The sequence below is a fragment of the Dehalococcoidia bacterium genome, assembly GCA_030648205.1.
GTDB lineage: Bacteria > Chloroflexota > Dehalococcoidia > JAUSIH01 > JAUSIH01 > JAUSIH01.
The window spans coordinates 1-12,785 of the sequence record JAUSIH010000076.1; the positions used below are offsets into that span (position 1 = coordinate 1).

General features: G+C 64.5%; 13 protein-coding genes. 9 read left to right on the forward strand and 4 right to left on the reverse strand.

Annotation, left to right across the window (positions count from 1 at the left end; genetic code table 11):
- The first annotated feature begins 605 nt into the window (after window positions 1-605).
- Genes Q7T26_09045 through Q7T26_09065 form a run of 5 tightly spaced genes read left to right on the forward strand, consistent with a single transcriptional unit; the run spans window position 606 to window position 5,902 of the window.
- Entirely contained in the window at window positions 606-1,043 is a 438-nt protein-coding gene (locus Q7T26_09045) for a 4Fe-4S dicluster domain-containing protein (GenBank protein MDO8532292.1), read from the forward strand.
- A gap of 4 nt (window positions 1,044-1,047) precedes the next feature.
- Window positions 1,048-2,388, forward strand: a complete 1,341-nt coding sequence (locus Q7T26_09050) for an FAD-dependent oxidoreductase (GenBank protein ID MDO8532293.1) — start codon at window positions 1,048-1,050, stop codon at window positions 2,386-2,388.
- On the forward strand, window positions 2,385-3,545 hold the full coding sequence (locus Q7T26_09055; GenBank protein MDO8532294.1) for a glutamine amidotransferase family protein: 1,161 nt from the start codon (window positions 2,385-2,387) through the stop codon (window positions 3,543-3,545). Before Q7T26_09050 ends, Q7T26_09055 begins: the two co-directional genes overlap by 4 nt.
- A gap of 3 nt (window positions 3,546-3,548) precedes the next feature.
- Entirely contained in the window at window positions 3,549-5,081 is a 1,533-nt protein-coding gene (locus Q7T26_09060) for a glutamate synthase-related protein (protein ID MDO8532295.1), read from the forward strand.
- Window positions 5,082-5,128: 47 nt separating this feature from the next.
- Window positions 5,129-5,902, forward strand: coding sequence for a hypothetical protein (locus Q7T26_09065; GenBank protein MDO8532296.1), 774 nt, complete (start codon window positions 5,129-5,131; stop codon window positions 5,900-5,902).
- A 69-nt stretch (window positions 5,903-5,971) separates the two neighbouring features.
- Here Q7T26_09065 and Q7T26_09070 read toward each other — a convergent pair whose 3' ends face one another.
- Window positions 5,972-6,403: a universal stress protein gene (locus tag Q7T26_09070; GenBank protein ID MDO8532297.1), complete on the reverse strand. Its 432-nt coding sequence runs from the start codon at window positions 6,401-6,403 to the stop codon at window positions 5,972-5,974.
- A gap of 342 nt (window positions 6,404-6,745) precedes the next feature.
- Between Q7T26_09070 and Q7T26_09075 the strand changes: the two genes are divergently transcribed.
- The 3 genes from Q7T26_09075 to Q7T26_09085 are packed head-to-tail and all read left to right on the forward strand — an operon-like array spanning window position 6,746 to window position 8,404.
- Entirely contained in the window at window positions 6,746-7,033 is a 288-nt protein-coding gene (locus tag Q7T26_09075) for a hypothetical protein (GenBank protein ID MDO8532298.1), read from the forward strand.
- Window positions 7,034-7,075: 42 nt separating this feature from the next.
- Entirely contained in the window at window positions 7,076-7,309 is a 234-nt protein-coding gene (locus Q7T26_09080; protein ID MDO8532299.1) for a hypothetical protein, read from the forward strand.
- A 24-nt stretch (window positions 7,310-7,333) separates the two neighbouring features.
- Complete coding sequence (locus tag Q7T26_09085; GenBank protein ID MDO8532300.1) at window positions 7,334-8,404, forward strand: hypothetical protein; 1,071 nt, start codon at window positions 7,334-7,336, stop codon at window positions 8,402-8,404.
- Window positions 8,405-8,408: 4 nt separating this feature from the next.
- Here the strand turns inward: Q7T26_09085 and Q7T26_09090 are convergent, their stop codons facing one another.
- Genes Q7T26_09090 through Q7T26_09100 form a run of 3 tightly spaced genes read right to left on the reverse strand, consistent with a single transcriptional unit; the run spans window position 8,409 to window position 11,981 of the window.
- Complete coding sequence (locus tag Q7T26_09090) at window positions 8,409-9,308, reverse strand: ABC transporter permease (GenBank protein ID MDO8532301.1); 900 nt, start codon at window positions 9,306-9,308, stop codon at window positions 8,409-8,411.
- Window positions 9,309-9,319: 11 nt separating this feature from the next.
- On the reverse strand, window positions 9,320-10,276 hold the full coding sequence (locus Q7T26_09095) for an ABC transporter permease (GenBank protein MDO8532302.1): 957 nt from the start codon (window positions 10,274-10,276) through the stop codon (window positions 9,320-9,322).
- 31 nt (window positions 10,277-10,307) lie between these two features.
- On the reverse strand, window positions 10,308-11,981 hold the full coding sequence (locus Q7T26_09100) for an ABC transporter substrate-binding protein (protein ID MDO8532303.1): 1,674 nt from the start codon (window positions 11,979-11,981) through the stop codon (window positions 10,308-10,310).
- 182 nt (window positions 11,982-12,163) lie between these two features.
- Here Q7T26_09100 and Q7T26_09105 point away from each other — a divergent pair.
- Window positions 12,164-12,785: CoA transferase (locus Q7T26_09105; GenBank protein MDO8532304.1), on the forward strand; the 622-nt coding region annotated here is incomplete at its 3' end.

The window sequence follows — 12,785 nt, forward strand, 5'->3', positions numbered from 1 at the left end:
ACCAAGGAGCGGGAACTGGTAACGGCGAGCGCGGCGTAATGGTGCGACCAGGATGACGTCGTCTCACACCACTTGACGGGACACGACCGCCAGAGGCGTCATTCAGGCGCTGAATCGCAGCGTCCACCAGGCTATTGACACATAGGTCTCCATATCAGGTTGAGACGCGGGTCTTCCATGAGGGCGATTCCTCACCCAGCATATCACGACTTGTGATTTTTACCACAATCTGTAATTCACATGCACATCGGATGCACCAGACCTGCTGCACCAGTCTCCTGATTAACGAAGCGCTACACCACGAAACGACGAATGATACGATATCGCAAGGACGTCCGGTTGCTGACGCGTATGATAGCCCCCTGCGTGGCCCGTCGCTTCTCCGGCTCCGGGGCCGTGCTCTCTGCGCCGCGTCTGTGACCACGAAAGGTTTAATGGTAGGCGTCGGCAGCGGTAATAGATTTGAACGCATCTAAAAATAGTGCAGCTGTACTATTGTGATAATGAAAATGCACTATTGACGGGTTATACCTGCGAGGATATACGCTAATGAGCACTTTTCCTAAATTTATCGGCGGGTCTGGCGGGAACGTGGGCAATACATGTTGAAACGCATTTATCCCATCGAGGACTTCTGTATCGCTTGCCGGCATTGCGAGCTGATGTGTCAGCTTGAGCATTCCCCCAGCCGCGACCTTATCCAACTCTTCAAGGGCACCTCCTCTTCTTCTCTCAAACGCATCTTCGTCCTGCAGAAAGGCCCTGTATCCCTCGCCCTCAACTGCCGCCACTGCGACGAGCCCCTGTGCGCTTACGCCTGCGTGGCGGGGGCGCTGACCAAGGACCCAGCGACGGGGATCGTCAACTTCAACCAGGACAAGTGCATCGGCTGCTGGACATGCATCGTGGCGTGCCCCTACGGGGTCATCGTCCGCAACCCCGGTACCGGCCGCATCACCAAGTGCGACCTGTGTCCGGGCCGAGATGTTCCGGCCTGCGTTGAGGCGTGCCCCAACGGGGCGCTCGCGCTGGCGGAGGCGTAGAACGATGACCCGCTACGTCATTGTCGGCAACTCGGCGGGCGGCATAGGTGCCGCAGAGACCATCCGGGCGACGGACCCGGACGGTCATGTAACCATTCTGTCCGACGAGTCGTACCCCGCCTATTCACGCCCCGCTATCTCCGAGTTCCTGGCCGGCGAACGCACCTTCGGCGAGCGGATGCTGTTCCGGGACGCCGACTTCTACAAGCGCCTCCGCATCGAGTGCATGCTGGGGACCCGCGTGGCCCGAGTACATACTAAAGAGCGGGCCGTTGAGCTGTCCGATGGACGGCGCGTCCCCTACGACCGCCTCCTCCTGGCGACGGGCGGCACGCCCATCATCCCGCGCATGGAGGGCCTGACTCTGCGCGGCGTGCACCCCTTCACGACGATGGACCACGCCAAGAGCTTCCATGAGGCTCTCTCCAGCGGCAAGAACCGCGTCGTTGTCATCGGCGCAGGCCTGATTGGCTGCAGCCTGGTGAATGGGCTGCTGCACCGGGGAGGCATCCAGATTACACTGGTGGAGTTGAAGGACCGGGTGCTGAGCACCATGGTGGACACCCACGCCTCCAGCCTGGTTGAGAAACGCCTGAGCAAGATGGGCGTGAGCGTGCGCACCGGACGCTCCGCCACCAGGATACTTCCCCGTCCGGACGACGCCACATCCGTGGGCGGCGTCATGCTGGACAACGGCGAGCTTGTCTCCTGCGACGTCGTCGGCATGGCGGTCGGCGTGACCCCGCGCGCGGAACTGGCCCGAGAGGCAGACATCCGGTGCAATCGCGGCATCCTGGTGGACGCCCACATGGAGACGAGCGCGAGGGGGGTCTTCGCCTGCGGGGATGTCGCCGAGGCGCAGGACTTCATCTACGGGGTCCCTCGCGTCACGGCCATCTGGCCCACCGCCTACATGGGAGGACGCGTCGCCGGAGCGAACATGGCGGGCGCGACGACCCGCTACGATGGCTGCACGGCCATGAACGCCTTCAGCTACTTCGACATGGCGCTGATCTCCGCGGGAATGTTCGACCCCGACCCCGCGCTGGGCTATCCCGTCGTCGCAAGAGAGAAACCCGACGCTTACAAGAAACTGGTCATCCGCGATCACAAGCTCATTGGCTTCGTCATGGCGGGGGAGATCGAACAGTCCGGCGTCCTCTTCAACCTCCTGCGTGAGCAGACCGACGTCCGCTCGTTCGAGGGGCGTCTTGCCGACTGGGATTTCAGCATGGCATCCCTGCCGCGAGACCTGCGGGGCGCCTGGATCGGCGGGCCTGGCTACGCAGCTCCGACGGAGAAGCAGCCCGTGGCTGGACCCGTAGCAGAGAAAGTGTCCCCATGAAAGGCCTCCTGAACCCCGACAACCGCTACGGGGACGACAAGTCCAGCGCCGCGTGTTCTCTCTTTGGCATGCTGGATACGACAGGCCGGCGCTTCTCCAGCGAGGCCGTCATCCGCGCCATCACCAACATGCACGACCGGAGCAACGGCCTGGGCGGTGGCTTCGCCGCGTACGGCATCTATCCCCAGTACCCGGAACACTACGCCCTGCACGTCATGTACATGAGCCAGGCCGCTAAAGCGAACGTGGAAACCTACCTGCGCGCCGAATTCGACATCGAGCACGCCGAGCCGATACCCACCAGTCCCGCCAACGGCATCGTCAATCCGCCGGACGTGTGGCGCTACTTCGCCCTGCCCAAGCAACTGGACGGACTCTCCGGCGACGATACCGTGGTGCAGCGGGTCATGCACGTAAACACCAGCATTGCCGACGCGTTCATCTTCTCTAGCGGCAGGAACATGGGCGTCTTCAAGGGCGTGGGCTTTCCAGAAGCCATCGCACGCTACTTCCGCCTGGAGGAGTATCAGGGCTACCTCTGGACGGTGCATGGTCGCTTCCCCACCAACACGCCCGGCTGGTGGGGCGGCGCGCACCCATTTAATGTCCTGGACTGGACGGTCGTCCATAACGGCGAGCTTTCCTCCTACGGCATCAACCGCCGGCACCTGGAGATGTTCGGCTACTTCTGCACCCTCCAGACCGACACTGAGGTAGCCGCCTACGCCGTGGACCTCCTGGTCCGGCGGCACGGCCACTCCATAGAGACCCTGGCCAAGATCCTGGCAGCGCCCCTCTGGTCCGAGATAGACCGGATGCCGCCGCGGGAGCGCGCCCTCCATCAGACGCTGCGCCAGGTGTACGGCAGCCTGCTGCTGAACGGCCCCTTCACCATCATCATCGCCCACACGGGGCAAATGATCGGCCTGACGGACCGCATCCGGCTCCGCCCCCTGGTGGCGGGTGTCCGCGGAGACGTGCTGTACCTCTCGTCGGAGGAGTCGGCCATCCACTTGGTGTGCCCGGACGTAGAGCGGACGTGGACACCCATGGGCGGCGAGCCTGTCGTCGGCACGGTGGGCGTGGCACCGGGCCCGCCGAAGAGCGCCGCGACCACCCAGGCCGCGGGCCGCAAGAGCGCGCGCGGGAGGGGCTAGTCCATGATTGTCACCAGCCACAACGGCCACACAAAGAGCTACCTGAAGCCGCGCTTCCGCGTGGACATCGTGGACGAGCGCTGCATCCGCTGCGGGTGCTGCGTCGAGCAGTGCAGCTTCGACTCCATGTATTTCGATACGCAGTACCAGCGCATCGGCAGCACCGACGAGAACTGCGTCGCGTGCCACCGCTGCGTCGTCTTCTGCCCCACCCAGGCCATCACCATTCACCAGATGTCCATTGAGTACAAACACAACGACCACTGGCGCCCGGATGTCATTGAGGACATCACGCGCCAGTCGGAGACCGGCGGCGTCCTCATCACGGGCATGGGCTCGGACAAGCCCTGGACATGCTACTGGGACAAGCTGTGCCTCAACGCCAGCCAGGTGACCAACCCGTCCATTGACCCCCTGCGGGAGCCTATGGAGTTGCGGACGTTCCTGGGGCGAAAGCCCGATCGGCTGGAGATAGACCCCCGGACAATGGAGATGAAGACCACGATGGGGCCGCAAGTCCGCATTGAGACGCCCATCATGTTTTCCGCCATGTCCTACGGGGCCGTCAGCCTGAACGTGCACGAGGCGCTGGCGCGGGCCGCGAGCTTGGCGGGGACGCTCTACAACACCGGCGAGGGCGGACTGCATCCCAAGCTGTTCAAGTACGGCCCGCACACGATTGTGCAGGTGGCATCCGGGCGCTTCGGCGTACACCCCGCCTACCTGGACGTGGGGCGCATCGTGGAAATCAAGATTGGGCAGGGCGCCAAGCCAGGGATCGGCGGCCACCTGCCCGGCGAGAAGGTCAGCGCGACGGTCGCCACAACGCGCATGATTCCCCAGGGCACCGACGCCCTTTCGCCCGCGCCGCAGCACGACATCTACTCCATTGAGGACCTGTCCCAGCTCATCCACGCCCTCAAGGAGGCGACCAACTACACCAAGCCCATAAGCGTGAAGATCGCCGCAGTCCACAACTCGGCGGCCATCGCATCGGGCATCGCCCGGGCGGGCGCGGACATGATCGCAATTGACGGCATCCGCGGCTCCACGGGCGCTGCGCCCAAGTCCATCCGCGACAACGTGGGCATCCCCATCGAGATGGCACTGGCCTCCGTGGACGCCCGCCTGCGTGCCGAGGGCATCCGCAATCAGGTGTCCCTGGTCGTGGCGGGAGGGTTCCGCACCAGCGCGGATGTGGTAAAGGCCATCGCTCTGGGCGCGGACGCGGTGTACATCGGCACGGCGGCTCTCATCAGCATCGGGTGCACCGTCTGCCAGGCCTGCTACACGGGGCGCTGCGCCTGGGGCATCACCACGACAGACGACAAGCTGACCAAGCGGCAGAACCCTGAGATAGCGGCGGAGCGGATGGCGAACCTGCTGCATAGCTGGAGCCACGAGATTAAAGAGATGCTGGGAGCCATGGGCATCAACTCCATCGAGAGCCTCCGCGGGAACCGGCTGCACCTGCGGGGCGTGGGCCTGACCCGCGCCGAAGCCGATATCCTGGGCGTGCGCCTGGCAGGGGAATAGCCGTGGTGCGCGTCAACGAGCACAAGACATCCACCGCCGTCGTCCGCATGGACGCGGCGGGCCTCCACTACAAGGAGTTAAACGCGCGCCTGCGGAACGCGGTGGCGGCGGGCGCGCAGCGCATCGAGTTGGTGAACGTCCACGGACAACGCTACATCGGCACGGACCTGGACAGCACCGTGGATATCCACATCCACGGCACGCCCGGCAACGACCTGGGCGCCTTCATGGACGGGCCGCGCATCACCGTGCACGCCCACGCCCAGGACGGGTGCGGCAACACCATGAACCAGGGCGAGATCGTCATCCACGGCCACGCCGGCGACATTCTGGGACTCTCCGCCCGGGGCGGACGCATCTTCGTCCGCGACAGCGTGGGCTACCGCACGGGCATTCACATGAAGCAGTACCAGGACGCGCGACCAGTGGTGGTCGTGGGCGGCACCGCTCAGGACTTCCTCGGCGAGTACATGGCCGGCGGTGTGCTGGTGCTGCTGGGCCTGACGCTGGGCGCGGGTGAGACCCACCGGTCCCGCTTCATTGGCACGGGTATGCACGGCGGCGTCATCTACCTGCGGGGAAGCGTGGAGGACCACCAGTTGGGCAAAGAGGTGGGCGTCGCGAAGATGGGGGCCGAGGACACCGCCCTGCTATCGGAGTTGGTGGGACAGTACGTCGCCTACTTCGGCGGAGACGCCGACGCCATTTTGAGCGGGCCGTTCACCAAGCTGGTGCCCCTGTACCTGCGGCCCTACGGCAACCTGTACGCGCCGACACACAGGGGCGCGCAGGGCGTGGTGCGACGCATAGGGCGCGGGTAGCGACCTTCTCCTGGCTTGTTCCCCAGTCTCCTCTCACGGCGCATCCTCTCCACTGGCCGCGGGAAGAGCCTAACCCGCCCGCACGGCCTCCACGTAGTTGCATACGGTCTGGCACCAGGGGGTGGACTTCCCGCGGCACATCGGACCGGATGGCTCGGCGGTGCTCATCAACACCAGGTCAGCCTTCTGTTGCCGGGCCACCGTGAAGATGCCCTCCGACGGATAGCCCACAAGGAAAGTCGAGCGAGTCGGTATACCCTGGTCGGCCAAACGCTTCTCCTGCTTCGCAAGGTACTGCCGCAGGTTGGCCTCAACACACCGCATCATGTCCAGTATGCGTGCCCGCTGTACCGGGTCCTGGCCCATCTGACTCCCCTGGGGTCCCCATACGCACAAGAGCAAGACCTCAACATCGCCCGCGCGCGCAAGCTTCTCTACCGCTGAAATAGCCCCATCAGAGACCTGAGTTCCTTCCAGGGGGACGAGGATCCGCGTCGTCATGGCTCTACCTCCGGTTCCGCGCGGTGTGGGAGACCTGAGAATCACTGAAAGCACCGAGCATCCTGAGTCCCGGACGCCGGGGTGCATTATAGCACGGCTGCCGGACGAGACACATATCTCGCCTGCTCGCGTTTCGCCCGTTTCCGCCCTGTCCTGGCGAGCGAGTCTCTGGAATTGCGCTCTACGCGCGGCATCTCAGGCGACCATTCATCACAAGATAGGACACCCGCGCATCCTGTGCACGCGCCACAACACGAGTGGCCCACGCGTTGACGCTTGATGCCCGCTACGCTACAATTCCGCTGCGCCCGACACGCGCGAAGCCAGAAGGAGGAGTGCGTTATGTCAAAAATAGCAGTGCTCGACCCAACAAGCGAGGGAAGCGGCGAATCGTTGCCACTGCCGCCCCGGCTGGACTCGGTTAAGGGGAAAAGCATCGGCGTCCGCGTGCACTGGACGCGCTTTGATATCTTCGCCCAGCGCGTGGAGGAAGGGTTGCGCCAGAAGTACGGAGCGGCGAAGACCCTGCACATTGAGGGCCGCGGCATCTCCGTGCAGCCGAAACGCGTCGCGGAATGGAACCAGTGGATGGCCGGAAGCGACGCCGCCATCGTCGGGCTGGCGGCCTGAGGCTCCTGCACGTCGTGGTGTATCCGCGACGCAGTCGAGACCGTGAAGAAGGGCATTCCCACCGTTGCCGTGGTGACGGAGGAGTTCGTCTCCCTGGCGAAGGCCATCGCCACGTCCCTGAAGTACCCTGACCTGCCCATGGTCGTGGTGCCACACCCCTTCGAGATGCTGCCAGAGGAGCAGGTGCTCAAGCTGGCCGACGAGAAGGTCCAGGAACTGGTCAACCAGCTTGAAAAACCTCGTCCCATGCCCGCGCGCCGCGTCCCCACGGCGTAACGTCTCGTCCGCAGGAGGAACACCATGCAGACTGCTCCCCTGAAGTCCAAAGTGGTGGATGTTGAGGAGGACCCCGAAGCCATCTTCGAGGACTTCTACGCCCGCGGCTGGACCGACGGCCTGCCCGTCATCCCGCCGACTCCCGCCCGCGTTCAGCGCATGATCGCCGCGGGTGGCCGCCCCGCGAACGAGGTCGTCGCAGTCCTGGAGCCGCGGAACGCGCCGGCCACCGTCGAAAAGATCGCCATCAACGCGGTGATGGCGGGCTGTCACCCCTCCTATTTCCCCGTGCTGCTGACCATCGTGGAGTGCATGCCCCATCCCGGCGTGGACCCTCTGGGCATGAACACCACGACGAACCCCGTGTGGCTCATGAGCGTCGTGAACGGGCCTGTCCGCCAGAAGCTGAACATCAATAGCGGCTACGGCGTCCTGGGCCCCGGGTGGCGCGCGAACGCCACCATTGGACGGGCGACGCGCCTCATCCAGCTCAACACCGCCGGTTCAATACCCGCCGAGGTCACGAAGTCCTGTCAGGCCCATCCCGGCCGCTACGGCCAGTGCGTCGGCGAGTACGAGGAGAGGTCGCCGTGGGAGCCGCTGCACGTTGAGCGCGGCTTCAAGAAGGACGAGAGCGCGGTGACGTTGGTGGCGCCCATGAGCGCCATCCGCATCACGGAGACGGACTGCAAGACAGCGGAGGGCCTGCTGCACTTCATCGTGGGCTGCATGGACAGCCCGACGACGGCGGGCCACCCCGATACGCATTCGCTCCTGATGCTGTGTCCCGACCACGCCGCCATCCTGGCGCGGGAGGGCCTGTCCAAGAAGGACGTCAAGCAGGAGCTGTACAAGCGGACGAAGGCCATCCCCCTCTCCCGCTGGCCGAGCGAGCTGACCACGGGCGACCTGAAACGCCTGGGCGTCGTGGGGCACCGGCCCGCGGACCTGGGAGGGACGACGTGCGTGCATTCCAGCCCCGACAACTTCAAGGTCATCGTGGCGGGAGGGCCAAGCGGCTACCACTCCACGTGGTTCTCTCTCTGGTTCCACGGCGCCGAGATTCCCACGCGGCGCATCCAGCTCCCAGCCTAACGGCCTACGCCCCGCGGAGCCGCGGGTCCCAGATATCGCGCACGGCGTCGCCCAGCAGGTTGAAGCCGAAGACGACCATGCTCATGACGAGTCCGGGGAAAATGGCGATCCACGGGGCGCGCTCCAGATAGCTGCGGCCCGATCGGGCCAGCATACCGCCCCAGGACGGCTCCGGCGGCGGCGTACCAAGGCCCAGGAAGCTCAACGACGCCTCCACGATGATGGCCGCGCCCAGCTCGGCGGTCGCGAGGACGATGTACGGCGCGAGGCAGTTGGGCAGGACGTGCCGGAAGACGATACGCCACCCACTGCTGCCCACGGCGCGCGACGCCTCGACGTACTGCATCTCTTTGACCGAGAGGGAGGTGGAACGCATGACGCGGCTGGCGCGCGGAATCTCGACGATGGCGATAGCTATCACCACGTTGCTCAGCGAGGTCCCCAGCGCCGCCATGATGGAGAGCGCCAGAATAAGCGTGGGGAACGACATGAGGGCGTCCATCAGACGCTGAAGGAGCATGTCCATCTTGCCACCCACGTACCCGCTGACGAGGCCCGCAACTCCCCCGACGGTAGTGCCGGAGATGACGGCGAGAAGACCCACGTACAGGGAGACGCGAGCGCCCCAAATGATCCGGCTGAGAATATCCCTACCGAGGTCGTCCGTGCCCAGGAAGTACGGCGTGCCCGGCGGACGGAACACGTCCTCCAGGTACTGTTTGTACGGGTTGAAGGGGGCCAGCAGGGGGGCCAGGGTAGCGACAAGGACGAGGCCCACGACAATGACTCCGCCCGCGGCGCCCAGCGGCTTGCGGCGCGCGAAGTCGCGCAGGCGTACGAAGAACGGCTTCCGCGCGGCGAAGCCCGTGTGCGCTATGCCCACCGCTCCGACGGCTCGCGCCATCGCCGCTCCTCCTACCCGGCGTACCGGATACGCGGGTCAAGCCATCCGTACAGGATGTCCACTCCCAGGTTCGCCAGCAGGGTCACAAGCGAGAACACCACGATAACCGTTTGCGTGACGGGATAGTCGCGGCCTGCGATGGCGTTCACCAGGTAGCTGCCCATGCCCGGCACGACGAAGATGGTCTCTATGATGACGGTGCCTCCGAGCAGGTGCGCCGACTGGATGCCGACCAGCGTGACCACGGGCAGAAGGGCATTTTTCAGGGCATGCCTGTACACGACCACGCGCTCCCGCAGCCCCTTCGCCCAAGCCGTGCGCACGTAGTCCTGCCGAAGGACCTCCAGCATCTGAGAGCGGGTCATCCTGGTCACGATGGCGGCCATGTTGAAGCCGAGGACAATAGCGGGCCACACAAGTTGCTGGAAGTTGCGGCCCGGGTCATCGAAAAGGCCTTTGAATCCCAGCGGAGGCATCCAGCCGAAGAGCCGGACGAGCAAGAGCAGGATAAGGGTGCCGACCCAGAATGTCGGCATGGCGATCCCGCCGATGGCGACGACGCGCAGCCCGTAATCCATCCACGAGTCCTGCCGAAGGGCGGAAAGGGTGCCAAGGGGAATGGCGATGAGCAACGAGACGAGCACGCCCAACATGGCGAGCTCAAACGTCACGGGAAAGCGCTGGGCAATCTCCTTTGTGACCGGCTGGCCGGTGAGGGTGGACACGCCCGCGTCCAGCCGCACCAGCCCGCCCACCCAGCGCAGGTACTGCTCAAAGACAGGCCTGTCCAGCCCCATCTCTGCCCGGACCTCCGCCAGCTTCTCGGGTGTCGGCTTCTCGCCCGCCGAGGTCAGGACGACCAGGGCGGCGTCGCCCGGCAACACGCGCATCATGATGAAGATGACCGCAGAGACGAGCAGCAGCACGGGCACGAGCAGCAGAAGGCGTCGCGCCAGGTACTGACGCATGCGGCACCCTATCGTGAATGGCGACGCGCTACTACTTTGCGGCCAGCCAGATGTTCTCGTACCGGTTCAGCATGTAGCTGCCGGACGGCGGCGGCGTAAAGCCCCTGACCTGGGGCCAGAGGCCCAGAATAGTGTTCTCCCAGTACGGCGAGATAGCGGGAGCCGTTTCCTCCAGCCGCTGGCTGAGTTGCAGAAGCAACTGCCTGCGCTTGACGGGATCAAAGGCGCGCCCCTGTTCCACAAGGAGCCTGTCGACATCGGGATCGCTGTAGTCCCCGTAGGCCTGATCAGCATTCGTTATGTACTTGCGAAACAGCTCGTCCGGATCATTGATGCGAGAGGCGTTGAACTGGGCTGTGATTGCGAAGTCCCTCTTGGCAGTCCGACTGCTCTGCGCCGTCGTCTCCATGACCTCCAGCTTCATGTTGATGCCCAGGGGTTGCAACTGTCCGGCGAAGAATTCCGAGGGTCGTTGCACCAGGTCGCGCACAACAAAACCGGTGGGCACATCGAAGCCATTGGGATAGCCGGCCTCCGCCAGCAGCTTCTTCGCCTCGGCGATGTCCGCCGCCTTCGGAATGCGATAGCCCGCCGTCTGCCGCATCTCCTTCTCCGACAGGGTCCACTCGCCGGGCGACAGGAAACCGCCCACGACGCCTTCTCCCTCACCAATGACCTTCAGCATCGCGTCCCGGTCGAGGGCCAGGAAGATGGCGCGGCGCACCCGAACGTCGTCGAAGGGCTTCCGCTTCGTGTTAAAGACAAACCACGGCCCCTGAAGGCCGGAGAACCGCTTGAGCACCAGGTTGGGGTAATCCTTCTCAACCGTCCGCGCCTCGGAAGGGGAGAGCGCGGCGAAGATGCGCCCCGTCATGAGCACCTGTCCGGTGCGGAAGGCGGCAAAGCGCGTTGACTGGTCTTTGATGATGTAGGTCGTGACGCCGTCCAGGTAGGGCATATCCTTTTTGAAGTACTTGTCGTAGCGGACGAGCTCAAGGCTGATGCCAGGGGTGTAGTTCTTAAGCATGAACGGCCCTGTGCCCACAACGTCCTTCTTCATGTCCCCCTTCTTCTCGAGGAGGCTCTTCGGAAAAATGACGAACCAGTCCGTGGCGAACTGGGCCATGAAGGAGCCGTACGGCTCCTTGAACACGATGCGCATGGTGCTCTCGTTCACCTTCTCGATTTTGTCGAGCGTGCGGAACTGCTCCTTGCGACCGCTGCGGACCGCCTTGGGTGGGTTCGCCATGCGCTCCATGTTGTAGACAACGTCGTCCACGGTCATGGGCTGGCCGTCGTGGAAGGTGATGCCGGGGCGCAGCTTGAACGTATAGGTGAGGCCGTCGCTGCTGAGGCTCCAGCTCTCCGCGAGGTCGCCGACAATACTGCTGGGATTGCCGGGATCATACTGGACCAGCATGTTGTAGGCGGGAACGAGGGGCTGGAGCAGCGAGATGCTCGTGTTCTGATGGATATCGAAGTCCGTGACGTCCGCGCCGGTGGAGATGGTCAGGGTGCCCCCGCGCTGGGGCTGCGCCACGGGCGAGGGTTTGGGAGCCGTGGTCGCCTGAGCCGGGGCCTGACCGGACGGGCCCGGCGGCGACTGGGAAGGGGCCCCCGCCGGCTGGGCGGGAGCGCAGCTCGCGAGCACGAGCACACTTGCCAGAAGACTTGCCGAAATATAGCGGAATACATGGAGTGGCATGGTGACCCTCCTGACAGTATGATGATGGTGCGGCGTAAACCCTAATAGCCCAAGCAATGTGCCGACATACTAGCAGCGCCACCCCCAGGAGTCAAGGCATAGTCAGCGAGTGCCTGGAGCGAGAGACCCACAGCACCGGCTGGCGTTATATCAGACATGTTCCGCCGACAGAAGGAGTCAGAATGGACACAGAGACTCACGCGGCATTGCCCGGCGTACGCGTCCTGGAGTATGGACGACTCGTCGCCGCGCCGTACGCGGGCAAGCTGCTCGCCGACCTTGGCGCCGACGTTATCAAAGTCGAAGACCCGTGCGGCGACCCGGCGCGCCGTTACGGCCCCTTCCCCGAAGACCGGCCTCACCCGGAACACAGCGGCCTCTTCATGTACCTCAACACCAACAAGAGGGGCGTCACCCTGACCATGGAATCAGCGGAGGGACGCCGTCTTTTCGCCGAACTGGCTGATCAGAGCGACCTGCTGATTGAAGATGCGCCCCCCGGCCACATGGCGTCCTGGGGTCTGGACTATGCAACGCTGCACGAGCGGAACCCGCGCCTCGTCGTGATCTCCATCACGCCCTTCGGGCAGACCGGCCCTTACGCGCATTACAAGGCTCACGCGCTGACCACCTTCCATGCAAGCGGTGAGGGAATGCTCCTTCCGAACGGCGCGGACTACATGGCCCGCCCGCCGGTGACCATCCCCGGTTTCGCGCACGACTACGATTGCGGCATGGCGGCGGCCGTCGCCGGGCTTGCCGCGCTGTACCACGCCCGCGCCACGGGCCACGGGCAACATGTGG

Excerpts from the sequence above, each read along its gene's own strand:
- Q7T26_09075 (MDO8532298.1), top strand. The coding sequence starts at position 6,746 with ATGTCAAAAATAGCAGTGCTCGACCCAACAAGCGAGGGAAGCGGCGAA.
- Q7T26_09085 (MDO8532300.1), top strand. The coding sequence starts at position 7,334 with ATGCAGACTGCTCCCCTGAAGTCCAAAGTGGTGGATGTTGAGGAGGAC.
- Q7T26_09070 (MDO8532297.1), bottom strand. The coding sequence starts at position 6,403 with ATGACGACGCGGATCCTCGTCCCCCTGGAAGGAACTCAGGTCTCTGAT.
- Q7T26_09095 (MDO8532302.1), bottom strand. The coding sequence starts at position 10,276 with ATGCGTCAGTACCTGGCGCGACGCCTTCTGCTGCTCGTGCCCGTGCTG.
- Q7T26_09060 (MDO8532295.1), top strand. The coding sequence starts at position 3,549 with ATGATTGTCACCAGCCACAACGGCCACACAAAGAGCTACCTGAAGCCG.
- Q7T26_09065 (MDO8532296.1), top strand. The coding sequence starts at position 5,129 with ATGGACGCGGCGGGCCTCCACTACAAGGAGTTAAACGCGCGCCTGCGG.
- Q7T26_09090 (MDO8532301.1), bottom strand. The coding sequence starts at position 9,308 with ATGGCGCGAGCCGTCGGAGCGGTGGGCATAGCGCACACGGGCTTCGCC.
- Q7T26_09050 (MDO8532293.1), top strand. The coding sequence starts at position 1,048 with ATGACCCGCTACGTCATTGTCGGCAACTCGGCGGGCGGCATAGGTGCC.
- Q7T26_09100 (MDO8532303.1), bottom strand. The coding sequence starts at position 11,981 with ATGCCACTCCATGTATTCCGCTATATTTCGGCAAGTCTTCTGGCAAGT.
- Q7T26_09055 (MDO8532294.1), top strand. The coding sequence starts at position 2,385 with ATGAAAGGCCTCCTGAACCCCGACAACCGCTACGGGGACGACAAGTCC.